This window comes from Flavobacterium turcicum, from assembly GCF_011365745.1.
GTDB lineage: Bacteria > Bacteroidota > Bacteroidia > Flavobacteriales > Flavobacteriaceae > Flavobacterium > Flavobacterium turcicum.
This window is the reverse complement of record NZ_JAAOBY010000007.1, coordinates 50,271-71,480: the sequence shown is the minus strand read 5'-3', so window position 1 is coordinate 71,480 and position 21,210 is coordinate 50,271. Positions and strand designations below refer to the sequence as shown.

15 protein-coding genes are annotated in these 21,210 nt (G+C 38.1%); 12 read left to right on the top strand and 3 right to left on the bottom strand.

The window, feature by feature from the left end; all coding sequences use genetic code 11:
• Positions 1–92 precede the first annotated feature (92 nt).
• The 8 genes from G9Q29_RS12150 (at position 93) to G9Q29_RS12115 (ending at position 14,069) form a co-directional block, all read left to right on the top strand.
• The gene (locus tag G9Q29_RS12150) at positions 93–2,522 is read left to right on the top strand and encodes an aminotransferase class I/II-fold pyridoxal phosphate-dependent enzyme (protein ID WP_166137763.1); all 2,430 of its coding nucleotides are present in this window, start codon (positions 93–95) and stop codon (positions 2,520–2,522) included.
• Positions 2,523–2,553: 31 nt separating this feature from the next.
• Positions 2,554–3,387, top strand: a complete 834-nt coding sequence (locus tag G9Q29_RS12145; protein ID WP_166137760.1) for an RteC domain-containing protein — start codon at positions 2,554–2,556, stop codon at positions 3,385–3,387.
• Positions 3,388–3,868: 481 nt separating this feature from the next.
• On the top strand, positions 3,869–4,177 hold the full coding sequence (locus tag G9Q29_RS12140; RefSeq protein ID WP_072944053.1) for a helix-turn-helix domain-containing protein: 309 nt from the start codon (positions 3,869–3,871) through the stop codon (positions 4,175–4,177).
• 83 nt (positions 4,178–4,260) lie between these two features.
• Positions 4,261–5,715 (top strand): DUF3945 domain-containing protein, encoded by a 1,455-nt coding sequence (locus tag G9Q29_RS12135; protein WP_166137757.1) that lies wholly within the window; start codon positions 4,261–4,263, stop codon positions 5,713–5,715.
• A gap of 60 nt (positions 5,716–5,775) precedes the next feature.
• Positions 5,776–7,866: a type IA DNA topoisomerase gene (locus G9Q29_RS12130; protein WP_166137753.1), complete on the top strand. Its 2,091-nt coding sequence runs from the start codon at positions 5,776–5,778 to the stop codon at positions 7,864–7,866.
• Positions 7,808–8,086 carry an ORF6N domain-containing protein gene (locus G9Q29_RS12125; protein WP_317164745.1) on the top strand — a complete coding sequence of 93 codons (279 nt, stop codon included), beginning with the start codon at positions 7,808–7,810 and terminating at the stop codon, positions 8,084–8,086. Before G9Q29_RS12130 ends, G9Q29_RS12125 begins: the two co-directional genes overlap by 59 nt.
• 162 nt (positions 8,087–8,248) lie before the next feature.
• The gene (locus tag G9Q29_RS12120) at positions 8,249–8,686 is read left to right on the top strand and encodes a DUF1896 domain-containing protein (RefSeq protein WP_166137750.1); all 438 of its coding nucleotides are present in this window, start codon (positions 8,249–8,251) and stop codon (positions 8,684–8,686) included.
• The gene (locus G9Q29_RS12115) at positions 8,673–14,069 is read left to right on the top strand and encodes an N-6 DNA methylase (protein WP_166137747.1); all 5,397 of its coding nucleotides are present in this window, start codon (positions 8,673–8,675) and stop codon (positions 14,067–14,069) included. Before G9Q29_RS12120 ends, G9Q29_RS12115 begins: the two co-directional genes overlap by 14 nt.
• 26 nt (positions 14,070–14,095) lie before the next feature.
• Here the strand turns inward: G9Q29_RS12115 and mobC are convergent, their stop codons facing one another.
• On the bottom strand, positions 14,096–16,117 hold the full coding sequence (gene mobC / locus G9Q29_RS12110) for a conjugal transfer protein MobC (protein WP_166137744.1): 2,022 nt from the start codon (positions 16,115–16,117) through the stop codon (positions 14,096–14,098).
• A 210-nt stretch (positions 16,118–16,327) separates the two neighbouring features.
• Here mobC and G9Q29_RS12105 point away from each other — a divergent pair, with 210 nt between their 5' ends.
• Positions 16,328–16,885, top strand: a complete 558-nt coding sequence (locus G9Q29_RS12105) for a hypothetical protein (protein WP_131910616.1) — start codon at positions 16,328–16,330, stop codon at positions 16,883–16,885.
• A gap of 26 nt (positions 16,886–16,911) precedes the next feature.
• Here the strand turns inward: G9Q29_RS12105 and mobB are convergent, their stop codons facing one another.
• Entirely contained in the window at positions 16,912–18,213 is a 1,302-nt protein-coding gene (gene mobB / locus G9Q29_RS12100; protein WP_131910617.1) for a conjugal transfer protein MobB, read from the bottom strand.
• A gap of 7 nt (positions 18,214–18,220) precedes the next feature.
• On the bottom strand, positions 18,221–18,652 hold the full coding sequence (mobA, locus tag G9Q29_RS12095) for a conjugal transfer protein MobA (protein ID WP_131910623.1): 432 nt from the start codon (positions 18,650–18,652) through the stop codon (positions 18,221–18,223).
• Between the two features lie 723 nt (positions 18,653–19,375).
• On the opposite strand from mobA, the gene G9Q29_RS12090 reads away from it, so the two are divergent.
• From G9Q29_RS12090 to G9Q29_RS12080, 3 genes are read left to right on the top strand one after another with little or no spacing between them, the layout of a single operon-like run.
• Entirely contained in the window at positions 19,376–20,143 is a 768-nt protein-coding gene (locus G9Q29_RS12090) for a ParA family protein (protein ID WP_166137741.1), read from the top strand.
• A gap of 4 nt (positions 20,144–20,147) precedes the next feature.
• Positions 20,148–20,564, top strand: a complete 417-nt coding sequence (locus tag G9Q29_RS12085; protein WP_131910619.1) for a DUF3408 domain-containing protein — start codon at positions 20,148–20,150, stop codon at positions 20,562–20,564.
• Between the two features lie 2 nt (positions 20,565–20,566).
• Entirely contained in the window at positions 20,567–21,199 is a 633-nt protein-coding gene (locus G9Q29_RS12080; protein ID WP_131910620.1) for a conjugal transfer protein TraD, read from the top strand.
• The last annotated feature ends 11 nt before the right edge of the window (positions 21,200–21,210 follow it).

Sequence of the window (21,210 nt, the reverse complement as noted above, 5' to 3'; positions counted from 1 at the left end):
TTGGGAGTATTGAGGTATTAGATGAAATAACTTTCAATTTTTATGATGAATTTTAGATATCTAATTTTTAAAACAACCTAAACAATTTAAAAATGGCAAAAATTAAGCACAATAATTTCATAGACACAGTCGATGAGGTTTTATCAGGAGCAAAAAAAGAAGGAGTACTACATCTCTATGCTGAAGACAAAATATTGACAGGTAGAACAATCAAAATTAAAGGAAAAGAAATGTTTCATTTTGGTACAACTGGCTACTTGGGACTCGAACAAGACATTCGGTTGAAACAGGCTGCAATAGCAGCCATAAACAATTATGGTACACAATTCCCACTTTCTAAGTCATATATTTCACATCCGCTTTACAGTGAACTAGAGCAAAAAATAGAATTAATGTATGGCATACCACCAATTATAACAAAGAACAGTACATTAGGACATTTAGCTGTTATTCCGACATTGTTAAGAGATGAAGATGCCGTAATAATGGATCATCAAGTACATTGGAGTGTACAAAATGCGTGTCAGCTTTTAAAGCTACGGGGAATTCCAGTAGAAATGATCAGACATAGCAATTTGGATATGTTAGAAGATAAAATCAAACAATTAATTACCAAATGCAATAAAATCTGGTATATGGCTGATGGAGTATATTCCATGTTTGGTGATTATGCACCTATCCCAGAATTATTGGCTTTAACTCAAAAATATCCTCAGCTTAATCTCTATTTTGACGATGTTCATGGTATGAGTTGGCGAGGTAAAAATGGAACTGGTTTTATTTTTGATGCAATAAAAGAACTTCCCGAAAATTGTATTGTGGTGAGTACACTAAGCAAAACTTTTGGAGCCAGTGGTGCGACGGTATTTTGCAGGAATCAGAAACTAAGAGATAAAATCAAAAATTTTGGCGGACCATTAACCTTTTCCGCTCAGTTAGAACCTGCATCTGTAGCAGCAGCAATCGCTTCGGCAGACATTCATTTATCTCCTGAAATAGAATTGAAACAAAAAGGCCTAGCTGATAAAATCGATTATTTTAACCAGTTATTATCAAACGGAAACCTCCCCATAATTTCAAAAAATGATTCGCCAGTGTTCTTTTTGGGTATGGGTACGCCTGCAACAGCTTATAAGTTTGTGCATAGCCTATTTAAAGAAGGATATTTTCTGAACTTGGGAATTTATCCTGCAGTTCCAATAAAGAACACAGGAATCAGAATAACATTATCGAGCCACAACCAGCTAGAGGATATTACAGCCTTAGCTGAAGCGATGGAATATCATTTTCCTAAAACTTTGGAAGATACAAATAATAGTGAAATCAAAATCAGACAGGCTTTTGGAATGGACAATAAAAAAGCAGAAAACATTTCAGAATTAAAAGAGCAGGAGCTTTTTATCGAAGAAAAAAATACCATTCAAGATATTGAAAAATCAGAATGGAATCAATACATGGGAAAACAAAATATTTTCGATTGGGATGGACTGGTTTATTTAGAAAAAACATTTAGTCAGCATCCAGACCCAACCAACCAATGGGATTTTTACTATTATACCATTAAAGACAACAAAGGTATCATAGTATTAATGACCTTTGTTACCTATGGTCTTTGGAAAGACGACATGCTGGCTACTGAATCGGTTTCCATCCATTTGGAAGAAATAAGAAAGACTAATCCTTTATACCTGACCTCAAGAGTATTGGGTATGGGCTCTCTATTTACCGAAGGAGAACACTGCTATATCAATCAGGAACATCCTTTTGCAGAAAAAGCATTGAAACTATTATTGGATAAGCTGGAAGAAAAATACAATGAATTAAATGCAGACATGCTAGTTTTAAGAGATTTCGAAAAAGAAAACAGCTACAACAAAACAATAGTAGATCAAGGTTATTTCAAAATAGACATGCCGGAATCCTGTGTAATTGAAAACCAAGTTTGGCATTCACACGAAGAGTTTACAAAAACATTATCGTTGCGTTCCCGTAAACATTTCAATAAAGATATAGAACCTTATGAGAAGTACTATGATGTTGCAATAAAAGATAAATTGAGCAAATCAGAAATATCAAGAGCATATCAACTTTACAACAATGTAAAAGACAATAATTGCGCTATCAATACATTCCGATACACCCAAGAAATTTTCGAAAACATGAATGAAAGTCCCAACTGGGAATTTATAGTATTAGCCCTGAAAGTAGAGCCTGAAAATCCATTTGTAGGAGTTATGTTTTGCTACAAAAATGACAATCATACCTATGTACCGGAATTAATAGGTATGGATTATAAATGGGCGAAAGAATACCAACTGTACAGGCAATTGTTATTTCAAACCATAAAAAGAGCTAATGATTTGCAACTTCAAAAGATAGATTTTGGAGTGTCAGCCTCATTTGAAAAAAGAAAATTAGGAGCTAGGATAATTCCAAAAGTAGCCTATGTTCAGACAAGAGATAATTACGCAATGGAACTTATGAATACTTTGCAAAATGATTACAAATCAATTGCAAAATGACGATAGATATTGACAACTAATATTTAAAAAGATGTTTGAAAAAGCGATCGAATCATTTAATGCTGTCTGCAATGAAATTTTAGAGGCAAACGATACAATGCAAAATAAGGCTTGTAATGGAATTGTATTGTGTAATAAAACATTAACGAACTTAAAAGAGATAGTTGATAAAAATGATTTCAACACCGTTCCGGAGGAGATCGATTTTTTCAAAAATATCAAACCCGTTCCTATGAGTTTATTGATCTATTTTACAGAAGTGCGTTCCTGCGAGCTAAGAATGCCAAAAGCGGGTAACACTTATAAAGTCGAATTCCTCCAAAAAGAATTGCGGAAAATTAATAAGTTCTTTTACAGAAATGCCGATTTTGTGCATTATATGGAACAAGGATACAGTTATCTGGATCATCAATTCTTTACTCGAAACCATCGCGATAATTTTCCCTTTACACCTATGACTGATTATTACCAATTTCCGGAATTTTCAACATCGCAAGACATGCTCTGGGCAAAAGTAAAGGCGATGTATCGATTTATTCATTACATCCGACAAGCACTAAAAAGACTAAAAGTGGATGATTCTGATATTTTTGAAGAAAAAAAGCATAAAGTATTGGTATGGACAGGGCCAAAAACAGCTTTGACAGAATTAATCTACGCCTTGTTTTCTAATGGAACAATCAATCATGGTGCGGCAGATATTAATACGATAACGACATCCTTTGAAGATTTTTTCAACATCAAACTAGATAACATCTATAAAACCTATACTGAAATTAAAGCACGTAAAAGCAGTAAGACAAAATTTCTGGAGGAATTAACGCTAAACCTACAGCAAAAAATGTACAGAGAAGACCAAGAATAAAGCCTTAACCACTATGCCCACAAGCAGTAAATCCTGATTTAAAAGGATATACTGCTTTTTTTTATGCCAGAATCAATCAAAGAACAATACCAGAAAAATTAAGGTTTTTATTTTTTTCGTACTACGAAAGCCATGGGGATAAAATCCAATAAAAGCTGCTGAATTTTATAAAAACATACTAAACAGTACTAATCTAAAACAGAAATCATGGTTGCACTCATTTTTTATGACAAGATCACTCAAATAATTGGAGCCTAAAAAGAGAATATTTTAAATCGAATAAGAAATCATCATTTTATGGAGAATTATTTTCCAGTAAAACCAAGGCTTTAAGAATTTTAAATGTTAAAGTTTTTCAGTACTACGAAAGCCATTGGGATAAAATCTAACAAAAGCAACTGAATTTTGTAAAAGCATTTTAAACAGTACCTCTATCTGGAAGAATTGCTACATACTGCGTATTGAACCTAAATTTTTGATTATGAATATCGACAGAATAGAATTTATGGCTTGGATGGAGCGAATAATGGAGCGATTTGACATCCTTATGGAATTGGCAAGTGGGACTAAAAATCAACATGCGATTATTGATGGAGAAGAGCTGTTGGACAATCAGGATATTTTACAAATACTGAAGATAAGCCCACGATCCTTGCAGCGTTACCGCTCTTCCGGTAAGTTACCCTATTATACTATTAGTGGAAAAATTTATTATAAGCTCTCAGATGTGCACCAGTTCATCAGAGAAAGCTTTACCGCTCCCATGTCCAAAGTAAAAGTCAACGGCTGACAAATGATGTCAATTAAAGCCAATCAAAGAGAAACAGTGGCAGCTTCTTTACTTTCAATATTGAAATAGAAAATATTCAGATTATGAGCAAACAAACGTTAGATATACATGAGTCTCCTGAACAATTATCAGAGATATTATTGTTACTGGACAAAGAGAAAAATAAAATTCAGGCTGTAAAGGGCATTGATAATAATGGCAAACTCGAAACCGTAGATACTAATAAAAAAAATCAGAATCAGTTTATGCGTGTGGATAAGCAGGGTGATTTCTTTTCCAATTTCTTTTCCAACTTCGTCAGCCAGTTAAAGAACCCAACTAATTTTTCCTTTTTCAAAGTTCCTGAACCTGTCGCTATTGATATGACAAATGAAATGCAAAAACAGATGGATAGACCAACTCCCGAAGGGGAACAGCTGATGAAGCAGCACGAAGTGAAAGCAGAACCCGATAAAAGCAATAATAAACAAGAAAATAAAAATAGTATGACAACAACACAGACAACATCAGAAACAAGCGAATACCGCTACAAACCAGAACAGATCGATTGGCAAACAATGAACAATCTTGGGCTGAACAAAGAAAAACTTGAAAAGATGAACCTCCTTGACCCATTATTGAGAGGGTTTAAAACAAATGAGCTTGTGCCTGTAAGCCTTAATCTAGGCACTGCCGTTACCCGAATGGATGCAAGGCTGTCTCTGCAACAAAATGATGAAGGAGTGGTTGTGGTTGCCATTCACGGTATCCGTAAAGAACCTATCCTGAATTTTGCTTTTTTCGGTCATGAGTTCTCTAAAGAAGATAAAGAAAATCTACTTAAAACAGGCAATATGGGGCGTGTGGTCAATCTGACCAATCCTAAAACGAATGAGACCATACCCTCTATTGTCAGCGTGGATAGGCTGACTAATGAGCTTGTTGCTCTGCGAACAGACAAAATCAAAATCCCTGATGAGATCAAAGGCGTGAAACTTGATGATGTACAAAAGCAAACCTTAATGGAGGGTAAGCCGCTTCATATAGAGGGTATGACTTCCAAAAAAGGGACTTCGTTTGATGCAGAAGTACAATTCAATGCCGACAAACGTTTTGTAGAGTTCTTGTTTGACAGAAATAATACCAATAAGCAATTGCAAAACAATGAGCAAAGCCAGTCGAAGGAAACTCCGAAAACTTTTAGAGGAAAAGAACTGGATAATGAGCAATATCAAAAGTTCAAAGACGGTCAGACTGTCTATGTGAGTGGATTGGTGGATAAGAAAGGTAAAGAATACAAAGGTTACATCACTTTCAACAAAGAGACAAACAAAACAGATTTTTCTTTTCAAAACCCGAACAAAATCAAAGAAGAGGCAAAACCTACTGAAGCTCATAAAACACAAACGGCAGTCAATTCTGAAGGCAAAACCAATGATGCTACCAAGAATATCAAAGAGCCTTTAAAATCAGGACAAAAAAGTCCCGATAGCAAGGAACAGATGGAGGAACAGGAAGCAGACAAAGCGCCGGCCAAATCTAAAGGACGTAAAATGTAATGTGTCATGAAATGCCTTTTGCATTCCATGTGACAAATAAAAAACTGTAAAAATAAACACATGAAAGTAGTGATTGCAGAAAAACCAAGCGTAGCCCGTGAAATAGCAGCCCTGTTAGGAGCCACCGAAAAGAAAGATGGCTACCTACTGGGCAACGGCTATTATGTTACGTGGGCTTTTGGACATTTGGTAGGATTGGGTATGCCGGAAGATTACGGCATTTCCGGGTTTCAGAAATCGTCCCTGCCGATACTTCCCGATCCTTTTTTATTGACCGTCCGAAAAGTCAAAAAAGAGAAAATCTATACAGCAGATGCAGGAGCGTTAAAGCAGTTAAATGTAATTGAACATCTCATTGATCGTAGTGAAAAGATAATTGTCGCAACCGATGCCGGGCGTGAGGGTGAACTGATATTCCGCTATATCTATGAATACCTCAAAAGCAACAAACCCTTTGATCGTCTTTGGATTAATTCGCTGACCGAAAAGGCAATCAGGCAGGGTTTAGACAACTTAAAACCTGGTAGCGATTTTGACGGATTATATCAGGCAGCGCAGGGCAGGAGCCGAGCTGATTGGCTTTTGGGCATCAACGCTTCTCAGGCATTAAGTATTGCTGTAGGAAATGGTATCTATTCACTTGGTAGAGTGCAGACACCTACACTTGCTTTAATATGCAGACGTTATCTGGAAAATAGAAATTTTTCGGTGCAGCAATACTGGCAAATACAGGTGTCCCATACAAAAGAGTTCATAGATTTTAAAAGCCTTTCCAAAAACAAATGGCAAGATAAAAAGCTTGTGGAAAATATATTAAAGTCCATCGAAAGAAATGGCAATACAGTTACGGTTACCACTGTAGAAACCAAAAGCGTGACGGAACAACCGCCTTTGCTGTTTGATCTGACTGGCTTGCAAAAAGAAGCCAATAAAAAGTTGAATCTGACGGCTGAAGAAACCTTGAACATTGCCCAAAGCCTGTATGAAAAGAAATTTATTACTTACCCACGTACTGGGAGTAAATATATTCCTGAAGATATGTGGGCAGAGATTCCAAATCTGATAAGGGCTTTACAGGATATGGGAGCCTTCAAGCAAGCAGTAACCAAAGTGAAATGGGGGCATTTCAATAAACGTATCGTAAATGACCTTCGTGTTACCGATCATCATGGTCTGCTGATTACGGACAAAATCCCATCAGCATTACAGGCCAAGGAAAATGCTGTTTACAATATGATTGCCTTTCGACTACTGGAAGCAATTTCACAAGCCTGTACAAAAGAGATAACCGATATTACTTTACAGGCGCTGCATTATGATTTTGCCTTAAGAGGCTGCAAGATATTGGAACCAGGTTGGCGTTCCATCAAAGGCAGTTTTTCCGATAATGATACTGGACCTGTGCAGGAATTACCCGAACTGAAAAAAGGTGATGAACTCAAAATCAAAGATGCTTCGGTTTTGGAAAAAAAAACCAGACCACCTGTGCTTTATACTGAGGCCGGACTTTTATCAGCTATGGAAACGGCAGGAAAGGAGATTGAAAATGAAGAGGGACGCAAAGCAATGCAAAACGTAGGTATTGGTACACCAGCCACAAGAGCCTCCATTATTGAAACCCTGTTTAGCCGTAACTATATCCAAAGGGGAAATAAATCCCTGTTACCTACCGATAAAGGATTGCAAGTCTATGAACTGGTCAAAGACAAGAAAATTGCCGATGTAGCAATGACCGCAGAGTGGGAGCTAGCTTTGCAGAAAATTGAAAACAACGAAAGTAATGCGGAAGTTTTTCAAAAAGAAATGGAAATCTATGCCACGTCTATTACCAATGAATTGCTGCAAACGGCTATTGTACAAGAAAACCTACCTAGCCTTGTTTGTCCTAAATGCAAAAAGCAGCAACTGATTATTAGAGATAAAATTGTTAAATGTTCTGATGAGGTCTGCAACTGGGTACAGTTCCGAAATGTATGTGGTGTGCATTTAAGCATAACTGATATAGAAAGTCTTGTCAATACTGGCAAAACTTCTCTTATAAGAGGAATGAAAAGTAAAGCTGGAAAGAAATTCGAGGCCTATATTGTATTGAATGAGAAAGGGGAAAGCTCCTTTGAATTTGAAAAATCTAATTTATCAGGTAGAAACTAAAGTCTTTAATCAGGCTGTAAAGCGGAATATAGACCGCTTTCCTGAAAACTTCCGTTTCCAGTTGACCCAAGATGAATTTGATACTATAAACTTGAGGTCACAATTTGTGAACTCAAGTTTGAATTATGCGGGAAGGCGTTATCTGCCTTATGCTTTTACCGAGCAAGGTATCGCTATGCTCTTATCTGTGCTCCGCAGCTATACTGCCGTAAAAGGATGACCACGACCGTTTTCTCATAATTGATAATACCGAACTCTATCATATTGGAGTATCATTGAAAGATCTGGGTAAAAAATGGTTTGCCTTTTCACGAATGGATATTGAGATTGGCAGAATGCTTCAAATTTTATCCGTTTAGCAAAATTATAAACAAAATATAGTATGGAAACACATCAAAAAGACCTGTCTTATTTCAGGTTACGACTACAAGAATTATTGACTACAAGCTTTCCCGAAAAAACGTATGATGTTAAATTTATTGACCAGCGTTCAAGTTGGGCTTCCAATGCTTATGAAGGAGCATTTCGGGCAGGAAACCCCGTCAGTCAATGCGATCATATTGCTGACTATGTTTTATTTGAAGGATTGTACTTCTCCAGATTTGATACCGTTTTTCAGGTGGTTTGCAATGAGTTTGATACTACAATGGCAGACGAAGAACTACGACCGTTTGCCTTCAAGATGTTGCCTGTTTGCGACCCTGTTTTTACAAACTACAAATTGGAGGATGACTTTGCCTATTCTTCGGAGTTTGAACTGCTCTATACCGAACTGACTGGAACTATAGCCATTTGGATAGAAGAAAATGGGCTTCAGTAAACGTCAACATCTCCAAAGGAATATTGATGCCTTACGAATTGCTTTTGAACTGGAAAGGGAGAAACGGAAAGCCACGATAGGAGAAAGACTGCTAATGATGCAATACAGCGGATTTGGCGGTCTTAAATTCGTGTTGAACCCTGCCCAAAACCCGATAGACATTAACCATTGGAAGAAGACTGAACACGAACTCTTTCCACTTACACAAGAACTCCATCAACTTCTAAAAGAAAATGCAACTGACGAGAAGCAATACCAAAGGTATGTGGAGAGTATGCGGAGTTCTGTACTGACTGCATTTTATACTCCGCCTTTGGTTATTGATGCTATTTCTGCTCCCTTAAAAGAAAACGGTATAAACATCCGAAAATTTCTAGAACCTTCTGCCGGTATCGGCTCTTTTATAAAATCTTTTGCCGATAGAGACTCTCCTCAGGTTACCGCTTATGAAAAGGATCTGCTTACAGGAAAAATTTTAAAGCAGCTCTATCCCGACAGTTCTGTCCGAATAAACGGTTTTGAAGAAATACCAGAAAGAGAACAAAATAGCTATGATGTGGTTGCTAGTAATATCCCTTTCGGTGATACTTCCGTTTTTGATCTTTCCTATTCCAGAAACAGGGACACAGCAAAAGTGCAAGCAGCCCGCAGCATACACAATTACTTTTTCCTGAAAGGAACTGATATGCTCCGTGAGGGTGGCATATTGGCTTTTATTACTTCACAGGGGGTATTGAACAGTGCTAAGAACGAGACCATACGCAGGGCATTGATGAAGGATAATAATCTGGTTTCAGCAGTCCGATTGCCAAATAACCTATTTACAGACTATGCCGGTACGGAAGTCGGTAGCGACTTGATTATACTGCAAAAAAACACCGTTAAGCAAAGCCTCACAGAAGTGGAAGAACTTTTCTGTCAGAGCCAAATAACGGAATACAATACACCAAGCAATGCCTTGTTTCAGGATAACGGAAGGATTATACATACTACACGTGTTTTAGATACCGATCCTTACGGGCAACCTGCATTTATCTATACGCACAGGGATGGTGTGGAAGGAATTGCCAAAGACCTGAAGCAAATGCTATCAGAAGATTTTGGGGAGCATCTGGATATTGGCTTGTATAAAGGCGAACGAAACGATGTGCCTGTCATAGAAATTCCTATAATACCAACGGTTACACCTCCCGCTGCTCAATCTGTAACCATTACACAGGAAACACAGACTTTATCTGCTTCAACAACAAATAAGGACATTGTAAAAGAGGAAAGGCAACTAAGCATTTTTGATCTCTTTGAAAATTCAGAAGAACTGGCGGCTGTTGCCACTCCTGTTAAAGCAGTCGCAACAACAAAACAACCAGCCAAAAGAAAAAGAACCGTGAACGGGTATCAGAGAAACCTGTTCAGCGGTTTGATGCAGCAACCTCCTGTTTCTATTTCTCCTGTAAATAACAATACCCCAAATGAAAGGAATACGCAGGAAGTTATCGGCGATTTGTTTTCAGGACTGAACGGAAATGGTCTGATCGAAAAGATTACCGCAGGCAACACTATTCCCGAACCTGCAATTTATACCAAAGAAATACAATCTTTTCATCGTAACGATTGCCTTGCAGTACATAACGGCTGGGTCGGCTATCTTAAAGATTTTGATAACGATAAACAGGAGGTAATGTTTCATCCTTTGCAATTATCGTCCTTGCAGAAAGCAAGAGCTGAAGCCTATATTTATGTACGGGATAGCTATCTAGATTTATATCAGAAGGAAGCCGAACTGCAAATCGAACATAAAGAAGAGAGAGAAACATTTAATAAGGCTTACGATGCCTTTGTAAAAAGGTACGGCAACCTAAACAGTGCTGATAATATCAAGCTTATCAAAACAGACAGTTCAGGTAAGGAAATTCCTTATCTGGAACGTGTGGTGGGCGGTGTGGTACACAAAGCGGATATCTTCCACCGTCCTGTAAGCTTCTCCATTACCACATTGGCTACCGATAATCCCGATGAGGCGTTGGCCGCATCGCTGAACAAATACGGCAAGGTTGATTTGGGGTATATGTCCAAAATCAGCGGTATGTCATCCGACAATTTGAAAGAGGCATTACACGGACGTATTTTTTACAATCCTATGGAAAAGGAATATGAAATAGCTGAAAGATGGATTGCAGGCAATGTGGTGGAGAAAGCCACAGCTGTAAAAACATATCTCGAAAACAATCCCTATGATAGGCAGGGCAAACAAAGCCTTACCTCTTTAGAAGAAGCTCGTCCAAGACGAATTGAATTTGAAGAGCTGGATTTCAATCTTGGTGAACGCTGGATACCGACAGGGATCTATGCTCGCTTCGCTTCTCATCTTTTCGACACAGAGGTGCGCATTCAATATTCTGAGACTTCTGATGACTTTTCTATAAAATGCGACCAGAAAAATGTACATATATGGGATAAATATGCCGTCAAGTCAGAAAGTCGAACATTTGACGGGATTGCTCTGCTGAAAAATGCATTAGTTAACACCACTCCTGATATTACCAAAAAGGTCATGATTGATGATAAGGAGATCAAGGTACGGGATATGGAAGCCATACAGATGGCGAATACCAAGATTGATGAAATACGTACAGCATTTACCGAATGGCTTCACGCCCAAAACGATGAGTTCAAAAAAAGACTAACCAACCAATATAACGATACCTTTAACTGTTTTGTACGACCGCAGTACGACGGAAGTCATCAGGAATTTCCCGGACTGGAAAGAAAACGTTTAGGTATTAACGATTTGTATTCGAGCCAAAAGGACACAGTATGGATGATCAAACTGAACAACGGTGCGATTTGCGATCACGAAGTTGGAGCAGGAAAGACATTGGTGATGTGTACCGCAGCACAAGAGATGAAACGCTTGGGAATGGTACACAAACCTATGATAATAGGATTGAAAGCCAATGTTCATGAGATTGCAGAAACGTACCGTGAAGCCTACCCACACACTAAAATTATGTATCCTGGTAAAGAAGATTTTACCCCACAGAAAAGGCAACGGATTTTCGGAGATATTAAAAACAACGATTGGGACTGCGTGATATTGACGCATGATCAGTTTGGCATGATACCTCAGTCGCCAGAAATGCAAAAGGAAATCCTGCAAGTCGAACTCAACAGCGTGGAAGATAATCTTGCCACCTTAGAAGCACAGGGCAAGGAGATTTCAAGGGGAATGCTCAAAGGTGTAATCATCAGGAAACAGAATCTTGAAGTTAGGCTGAAAACATTGGAATACGACATCGAAAACAGAAAAGATGATGTAGTGGACTTTAAGATGATGGGCATCGACCATTTATTTGTTGATGAAAGCCACCAGTTCAAAAACCTAATGTTCAATACCCGCCATGACCGGGTTGCGGGTTTGGGTAATATGATGGGAAGCCAAAAAGCCATGAACCTGCTTTTTGCCATCCGAACCATTCAGGATCTCATAAAAGGCGATATGGGTGCTACCTTTCTTTCGGGAACAACCATTAGCAACTCCTTAACCGAGTTATACTTGTTGTTTAAATATCTCCGTCCAAGAGCATTGGAAAAACAAGGTATTAACTGCTTTGATGCGTGGGCGGCTATCTATGCAAGAAAGACGATTGATTATGAGTTTTCGGTAGCGAATAATATAGTGTCAAAAGAACGCTTCCGTTACTTTATCAAAGTGCCGGAACTGGCACAGTTTTATTCGGAAATCACAGATTACAGAACCGCTAAGGATATTGGTATAGATCGTCCGGAAAAGAACGAGGTGCTTTATAATATACCACCTACGCCTGATCAGGAAGTATTCATCCAGAAATTGATGGAGTTTGCAAAATCAGGTAATGCTATCTTATTAGGGAGACCTCCGCTGACAGATCGCGAAGAAAAAGCAAAGATGTTGATTGCTACAGATTATGCCCGTAAGATGTCGCTCGATATGCGGATGGTAAGTGGAAAATACGATGACCATCCCGATAGCAAAGCTTCCCATTGTGCTGCCAATATAGCTAAATACTATCAAAAATTCCATGCACAGAAAGGAACGCAGTTTATTTTTTCAGACTTAGGTACTTACAAACCTGGAGAATGGAACGTCTATGGAGAAATAAAACGTAAACTTGTAGAAAATCACGGCATACCGCCACATGAAGTCCGTTTTATACAGGAAGCTAAAAATGATAAGCAACGTAAAGAGCTTATCAGCGGAATGAATGATGGAAAAATCCGTGTTCTGTTTGGTTCTACAGGTATGTTGGGAACTGGTGTAAATGCGCAGAAAAGAGCAGTTGCTGTCCATCATTTAGATACGCCGTGGAGACCAAGCGATCTTGCCCAACGTGACGGAAGGGCCGTCCGCAAAGGCAATGAAATTGCCAAATTCTTTGCCAATAACAAGGTAGATGTAATTATCTATGCAGTCGAAAAATCGCTGGATGGCTACAAGTTTAATCTGCTGTACAATAAACAGCTTTTTATTGACCAGCTTAAAGCCAACAATCTCGGAAAGCGAACCATTGATGAAGGCAGTATGGATGAAAAATCGGGAATGAATTTCTCGGAATACGTAGCTATCCTTTCGGGGAATACCGACCTTTTGGAAAAAGCAAAACTGGAGAAACAGGTTGCTGGATTGGAAAGTGAGAAGCAGGCATTCAACCGTTCCAAATTCAGTTCCAAATACAAGCTGGAAGACAGTATCACTACACTGGAGTCTGCTAGGTCACGATTGGAAAGAATGAGCCTCGATTGGGAAAACCTGCAACAGCGTATACAAAAACGACAGGACGGTACGATACTGAATCTTGTCCAACTTGATGGATTATCGCCTAATGTTGATGTAAAACAGATTGGAGCCAAACTTAACCAAATTGCAGATAAAGCCCGTACTGGTGGTCAATATGAAGAAATAGGCAGCCTATATGGGTTTGCATTGTTGGTTAAAACGGAAATTTCCGAAAAAGAGGGTGTTGACATTAGGGTCAATCGGTTTTTGGTACAGGGCGAGGGTAATATAAAATACACCTACAATAATGGATTAGTTGCTAATGATGAAAAGCTTGCATCAATGAATTTCCTTAGTGCTTTGGAAAAAATACCCAGCTATATCGACCAGGAACAAAAGAAAATCGCTGAACTGCAAAAAGACCTGCCTGTACTTCAGGAAGTGGTCAATGGTACATGGACAAAGGAAAGCAGGCTGAGCGAACTAAAAACTGAACTGGCGGCCATCGATAGGAAGATACAATTGTCAATTGCTCCAGAACCGAAAGATGAGATGACTGAAGGGCAAAAAAGTACAATTAAAATAGATGATGTTCAGGGAAAATCTTCTGTGCGTTTAAAAACAATGTAAATCTGGAACAAAACAAGAAGCTACATTTATTGGCTGATTCTTTTTGTACTATCCTTTTGCACCAAATGCTGTAAATCAGGGTCATTTTTAATACGCTCCAATTCAGTTTCAATTACCTGAATAATATCCAATTTTATCTGTCTGTAATTAGCTTCGATTTCCTGCTTCATCATATCTTCTCTTGCCTCGTTTACGAAAGATAGTATTTCCGGTATTTTTTGATAGTTTTTGGTTTCAGCAGCTACTTTATCATTGTCTACAACAATTTCAGCATGGAAGATTTTCTGTTCGATACGTTCATCAAAATTGTCTGATACAGCCCCTACAAAAACACCTTGGGTCAATGTAGAAATTTTAGATGCAGGAATGAGGCTGTCCAATTGTGTGGAAATGGATGTCGACGTATCATTACGGTTGATTGACAAACTCTGCCTTTTCTGCAACACCTTACCAAAACGTTCCGAAAGGTTTTTGGCAGTTTCTCCTACCACCTGACCACTGAATATATTGCCCACGGTATTTTGTATAACCTTACTTTCTTTGTCTCCATAATCACGGGTTAATTGTGAATAATCCTGAAAGCCCAAACAAACGGCCACCTTATTACTTCTAGCAGTGGCTATAAGATTGTCTAATCCACGAAAGTAGATGGTAGGCAATTCATCAATGATGACTGAACTTTTAAGCTGTCCCTTTTTATTAATAAGTTTCACAATTCTTGAATTGTATAAACCCAACGCTGCGGAATAGATATTTTGACGGTCAGGATTATTACCTACACATAGTATCTTCGGCTCTTTAGGGTTGTTGATGTCCAGTGAAAAATCATCTCCTGTCATAACCCAATACAATTGCGGTGAGATCATTCTTGACAAAGGAATTTTCGCAGATGCTATTTGTCCCTGCAACTGGTCTTGCGCGCCACCTTGCCAGGCATCCATAAAGGGTGATAGATAATTTTCCAATTCCGAATAGGTGGTTAGGATTGTAAAGACGTCAGCGTATTTTTTGTTGAGCAGTTCAATGGCGTGTGGAAATGTGCAGTATTTGCCGTTTTCATAGATTTTAAGAAACCATATAATAGCCGCTAAAAGAATAATCGGGCTTTCTACAAAGAAATCCCCTTGCTTTTGTATCCAACTCCTGTTAAGATTTAGCATGATGGTGTAGGCCGATTCGTAAGCATCGGATATATCGGTCATAAAATCTGGATTTATGGGATTGCAACGATGGCTTTTTCTAGGGTCATCAAAATTAATGACGTAGAATTTCGGTTTTACCTTGTACTTATCAGTGTGTTTTAGTAAATGATTATAGGCAATTGTAGATAGGTCGTCAAACTTAAAATCATAGATATACATTGAAAAACCTTTTTCAATATGCTGCTTGATATAGTTGTTTACTACAGCATACGATTTACCCGAACCGGGTGTACCCAATACAATGGTCGCTCTAAAAGGGTTTACAATATTGATCCAACCATTGTGCTGTTTTTTGTTGTACCAGAATTTGGTGGGTAAGTTCACGGAATATTCGTTTTGCATTAGCTTAGTTTCCTGCTGAAAACTTTCGTTCTCATTATTGAAAACATCATCCATCAAATTGGTACGGAGCAGACGGCTTATCCAAATTCCTGCTACCATAAGGGAGATATAGCCCAAACCTGTGGTAAGGATATAGAGAAATGTAGCGATGTTTAATGATAGTTTTAACAATGATGTGTTAAGAAAGAATAGTACAAAACCAATTCCCAAAACCACATAAATTTTTGTCCAAGTTATCTTTTCATTCTTTACGCCTTTTGTTCCCAAACAGCTTAATGCTAATAATATCAAAACAAAGACTTTGGTATATAAGATGTGTGAAAACAAGCCCGACGTTCTGTCGAAATTACCTAAGATTTTGTTGATGATTTCTAATGTCCAGCCACGTTCCATAAAGAAACCGTAACAGAACCAATAAAGGTGCATTAGTACTAAAAGGATACTCACTGCCCGAATAAAAGCCATTATCTTGGCTAATCCTCTTAAATCGTCTTCTCCCTGCATTTTATAATTATTAAATGTTCGGTTGTTAATTTAAAGGCAGTGCAGCATGGTTACAAAAAAGTGGCAGACATTAGCGATGCATGACAGTGTTTGGCGTTAAGGAGCTCCAACTAGGTTCGGATTTTATTATGATTTTTTAGTAAATTTATACTCTTGAAAAATTTTTAGGTTACATCATCAATTTGATAATCAATATTAAAGAAGAAAAATATGAATTGGAATAATCCTGATGCTGATCCAGGAGAAAGTGAAGATGAATATATAGCTAAGAAAAGAGAAGAAAGTGATTCTGCTACTGGACTAATGTTTGTAATCGTTGGGGGTTTTATTCTAGCCTTAAAAATAGCTGCTATTTTCGGTATGTTTTTTTATGCAGGATTTTTACTGTCTCAAAAGTTCTGGGGAGAAGAAACCGACAAATTTAAAATTTGGGGTCTCTCTCTATTATTTACCTACTTTATTTTCTGCATTATTTATTTTTTTAAAGGAACTATCATTGGCTTGCAAGCAAAGAACAGGAAGTTATGGATATTACCTTGGGTAACATGTGTGTTAATATGCTGTATTATTCCAGCACTCATAATAAAATCATTCGTTGCAGGTATGTTCAATCTGACAGAACGACAAAGTATATTGTGTATTGGGTTGAGTTGGGGAGCATTTATACTTTTTTCATTATATGTCTATGGTATTTATCAGTTCAAGACACCAACTGCTCCGAAGATTTTGTACTGGAGCTATGCATTGGGATTGAAAGTGTTTTTATAATAAGGAATTCATAATAAACGTAAAACCTACTTACCTCTCTTACGTCTTCTTTTCTTCTTCATTTTATTGGTAAAGTCCTGTTCTTCGTAATCTTCTCCTTGTGCCTCAGGCAACAGTCCTCCAAAACTTTCCATCATACTAGTTTCATTTGTGCTGGAAGCGGTGATTTCTTTGTTTAGGAAATCGAATAATTCATGGGGCTTTTCGGCTGGTGGATCTTTCATTGCGTTGTGCTGAGATATTTTTGGATGAGGTTCGTTAAGCCTTTTTATTTCCGGTTTGATATTATGGTTCCAATAATCATTAAAGGTATTGGCAGAAAATTCCTTTCCCAATCGGGATCCGTTCCAAATTGCTTTAGAATTATGGTCTATAAAAGTTATTCCGTAAATACGCCCTTTGTCATTTCTCCGTACCACTACGTTAATGCCCTGTTCGCCTAATCGCTTTTTAAAAGCCTGCTCATCACTTGTTGATTGCAGGGCAATGGTAACAGTAGCTTTAATGGTTGGCTTTGTCGGGTGGTCTTTCAAAGCCTCTTTGCTTTTTGCAAAATGTAATTCCAAAGCCGAAAGCCCAGCATTTTTACCGAATAGGGAAGCCTTGAGTGGATGCCCAGCTTTTTCTCCTTTTTCATTTAAAGGAAAGTATAATAAGCCTTGCTTGATTTTTCCTTGCAGTTCGCCTTCTATTTTTTCAGTGGTAATATTGAACAGGGAAAGCAAAGCATTATATTCCCCCAACGTCTGGAATTTATAATACTTAGGCAGATACCGGACAACCGAAGCAATCTGGCTTTTTATATCTCCTGTTTGGTAATTAACAGGACGAAAAATCTTGTCATTCTGCCGATGTCCTTTCTCCGTAGCCGATAGTAATCCATATTTGTTTTCGAGTTCACGGCATACCTTCATAGACCTTCTTTTTTCAAACTTATCCGAAATCTTTTTGCCTTCTTCATCCACACAAACCGATACAATATGAATATGGGTACGGTCAATATCCGTGTGCTTGAATACTACAAAAGGCTGTTCCCCATAACCCAGCTCCTGCATATAATCCTGAGCCATCAGTTTGAACTTTTTATCACTTACATTATCCTTCGGGTCAGGATTGAGTGAAATATGTAAAATTGGTTTTTCAGTATTGCGGTTGGCTATCAGATAAGGTTCGAAAGATTGGGTCAATTGAGCAATGGAATACTGCGCATTAGGTGTTTCAATTATTCTATTGGCAAACAGAATTTGCCCGTTTTCTTTCTCCACTTTGAGCTGATTGTATGCCAAAGCTCCGTATAAATTGCTCCCTCTTCCGATTTTTGCTATCATTTCAACACTATTTTTTCAAATGATTTGCTTCAAACTCTTCTGTGAGCTGAATAATTTTTTGACATAATACTGCCATTTCAGCCGTTTGTTTTTCTAATTTGTAGAGATAAGCTGCTGCTTTTTTCTCCGAAAAATTGCGGTACAACAGCTTTACGACCTGATTATAATTAACGCCAATGGAACGGAACTGACTGTGAAAAGAGGTTAACCTCATATAAAAATCTAACACAGCTTTGTCTATTTTGACCGTTTTAATCTCTCTTCCAAACAATACGGAAATGATAAATTTTGCTTTATTGACCATTCCCGATGCTTCAAAAAGCGATAATAATTTCGCATTTTCTTCGTCCGTAAGGCGAAAAACGTGGCGGTGAATACTCGGATTGCTCTTGGGCGTCCGTCCGCCTTTATTCTGTTTTCTGTTACTGTTTTCGTTCATCATTAATCCATTTTTAACTTTAGTAAAAAGCCTGACTTCGGAAGGCTTTTCAGCCCCCAGCAGGGCAAGTTGTTTTGAGGCACGAACTCAGTTTCGAGTGCCTCAAAACACAACTTGCCGTGTTCTGGTGAACACAAAAATCCGCCCTTCGGGACGGATTAAATAAAGCAGGGATAAACGGCTTCGGGCCGTTCACTTTCTTACTTGATATTTCATAATATTTTTGCATAAGTCCGTTAATAAAAATCACTTTACAAAGTAAACTCCTCTTCAGTAGAGCATTGAGCTGTGTTGCAGTGCCAAACAGTGCCAATGAACGCCAATTCGTTCCACCTTAGAATAAGGACGTATATATCTGCATTTCTTTGTACCTGCAAGCGGATGTAAACAGATAACTATGTTGGTATGTAGTTCCTTAATTATGTATGTAGTCACTTGTGTATGTACAAGCGTACGGATGTGGATAGATGCAGTTGAGGATATGAAATCATATAGTTGTATATGTGCATATTTACAGACTTGGGTTTGCATATAACTTGGTCTGATGATACAAACCTATATGTATAGCTGCCTAAAAATAGAGGTACATATGTTAGTATTTAAGCAGAGCAATACCTGTTTAAATGACCACATAGCTTTCTACAAAACTGCATACGTATAGGCAATAGCAGATAAGTATCTACCAACGCAACGATATAAGTAAATAATTAAATACAGTTAAAAATGAAAACAGAACACAAAACAGTATTCATTGCTTTTTCTTCCCAAAAGGGAGGTGTAGGCAAAACCACCTTTACGGCACTTGTGGCCAGTACGCTACATTATCGCTTGGGCTACAATGTAGCCGTATTCGATGCCGATTTTCCACAACATAGTTTAATGAAAATGAAGACCCGTGATTTGGCTATGGTGATGGAAAATGAATTTTTAAAAAGGGTGGCATTCAAACAATTTACAACCATTAACAAAAAAGCTTATCCAATCATTCAACATAAAGCTGAAGGTGTACTGGAAGCTGCGCATGATTTTTTAGAATCCATTTCTTTTCCGGTTGATTTTATCTTTTTTGATCTTCCGGGTACAGTAAACACTCCCGGTATTTTGAAAGCTCTGGCGGGGATGCACCATATTTTCACACCTATCATAGCAGATCGTGTAGTTATGGAAAGTACGCTCATTTTTACCCAGCTGATGAAGGATGTTATTATGAAAAAAGGAGAAACCTCCATTGTAACCATTAACCTGTTTTGGAATCAGGTAGATGGTCGTGAACGCTCGCCCTTGTATGATGTTTATAATAAATTTATTGATGAGTTGGGATTAAGTCTGATGCAATGCCTTATCATGAACAGCACACGTTTCCGCAAGGAGAGCGAAGCCGGTGCCAAGACCGTTTTTCGTTCAACTTTAATGCCTCCCGATGAACGTTTGATGAAAGCTTGCCGCTTAGACCAGTTTATGACGGAATTTTTAAGAATCGTTCAATTATAATAGTATGGAAAAAGACAATAAGAAAAAAGCTATTCCTGAAATCAACGAAGAGCTAATGATGAATTTAATGGTAGATGGAGTAAAAAAGGAAGGGTTGCAACTTCCGCCGGAAGAACCCGAAGCTCCTATGAAACCGTTACAGGAAAAACCTTTACTGAAGGAACGTAATAGAACCAAAAAAGTAAATGAACAGGATTACGAAAGTATATTTTTCAAAAGACCTGGTACCAATGCCCGTGATGGCAAAACGGTATATATTCGACCGGATTTCCATGAGAAACTGTCTCGGATCGTACAGGTAATAGGCGAAGATAAGATAACCATTTACGCCTACTTAGACAATCTTCTCGAATATCATTTTCAGGAGTTCGGCGAGCAGATTACCACAAGTTTCAATGATAAATACAAACCTATTTTATAATTATGGAAACAGTAATCGTTATATGCCTACTGATTGTTATTGGGCTGTTGTTGGAGGATAAGATTGTCATCAGGAAAGGGGAGGAGCAAAAACCAATACAGGAAAAAACTAATCCGAACCTGCCCGATATCATGGGGCAGCCCAAACCGATGAGAAGTCTTTCAGTGCCAATAAGTGCCACTGAAAGACAAAATAAAAACCAGGAGCAAGAAACGGATAATTTTGATATTGAAATCGACGAGGAAGATGTCGATATACAAATTCCACAGGAAGAACTGGACAAAGTTTTTGGAAATATAGCTGATTTGGAGGAAGAGGAAGAAGAATGGAACAGGTATGGAATATCTAGTGGGGATAACGGTTTTGCCCAAGGGGTTACCTTTGAAGAACTAAGCTCCGTGGGGATGCTGCTGCAAAAAGAAAAATTGGAGCCATCTCAAAAGGAAACAGCAGTTGCTATAGTTCAGAAAATACAAGGAACCGAATTATTCACCTTACTGGAGAATTCTATGGAAAGTGCTTCCCGTAAAATAGCTGAGCTATTAGACGGGAGCCTTTTTTCTGAAACAGATGCCGGTTCTTTCTTTTTGCGGAAAAATGATTTTGAGGATTTTGATATTGGGGAGTTTGTGTAGGCTACCTAAAT

Excerpts from the sequence above, each read along its gene's own strand:
- mobA (WP_131910623.1), bottom strand. The coding sequence starts at position 18,652 with ATGAACGAAAACAGTAACAGAAAACAGAATAAAGGCGGACGGACGCCC.
- mobC (WP_166137744.1), bottom strand. The coding sequence starts at position 16,117 with ATGCAGGGAGAAGACGATTTAAGAGGATTAGCCAAGATAATGGCTTTT.
- G9Q29_RS12125 (WP_317164745.1), top strand. The coding sequence starts at position 7,808 with ATGAGAAAGGGGAAAGCTCCTTTGAATTTGAAAAATCTAATTTATCAG.
- G9Q29_RS12090 (WP_166137741.1), top strand. The coding sequence starts at position 19,376 with ATGAAAACAGAACACAAAACAGTATTCATTGCTTTTTCTTCCCAAAAG.
- G9Q29_RS12115 (WP_166137747.1), top strand. The coding sequence starts at position 8,673 with ATGGGCTTCAGTAAACGTCAACATCTCCAAAGGAATATTGATGCCTTA.
- G9Q29_RS12120 (WP_166137750.1), top strand. The coding sequence starts at position 8,249 with ATGGAAACACATCAAAAAGACCTGTCTTATTTCAGGTTACGACTACAA.
- G9Q29_RS12150 (WP_166137763.1), top strand. The coding sequence starts at position 93 with ATGGCAAAAATTAAGCACAATAATTTCATAGACACAGTCGATGAGGTT.
- mobB (WP_131910617.1), bottom strand. The coding sequence starts at position 18,213 with ATGATAGCAAAAATCGGAAGAGGGAGCAATTTATACGGAGCTTTGGCA.
- G9Q29_RS12130 (WP_166137753.1), top strand. The coding sequence starts at position 5,776 with ATGAAAGTAGTGATTGCAGAAAAACCAAGCGTAGCCCGTGAAATAGCA.
- G9Q29_RS12135 (WP_166137757.1), top strand. The coding sequence starts at position 4,261 with ATGAGCAAACAAACGTTAGATATACATGAGTCTCCTGAACAATTATCA.
- G9Q29_RS12105 (WP_131910616.1), top strand. The coding sequence starts at position 16,328 with ATGAATTGGAATAATCCTGATGCTGATCCAGGAGAAAGTGAAGATGAA.
- G9Q29_RS12085 (WP_131910619.1), top strand. The coding sequence starts at position 20,148 with ATGGAAAAAGACAATAAGAAAAAAGCTATTCCTGAAATCAACGAAGAG.
- G9Q29_RS12140 (WP_072944053.1), top strand. The coding sequence starts at position 3,869 with ATGAATATCGACAGAATAGAATTTATGGCTTGGATGGAGCGAATAATG.
- G9Q29_RS12145 (WP_166137760.1), top strand. The coding sequence starts at position 2,554 with ATGTTTGAAAAAGCGATCGAATCATTTAATGCTGTCTGCAATGAAATT.
- G9Q29_RS12080 (WP_131910620.1), top strand. The coding sequence starts at position 20,567 with ATGGAAACAGTAATCGTTATATGCCTACTGATTGTTATTGGGCTGTTG.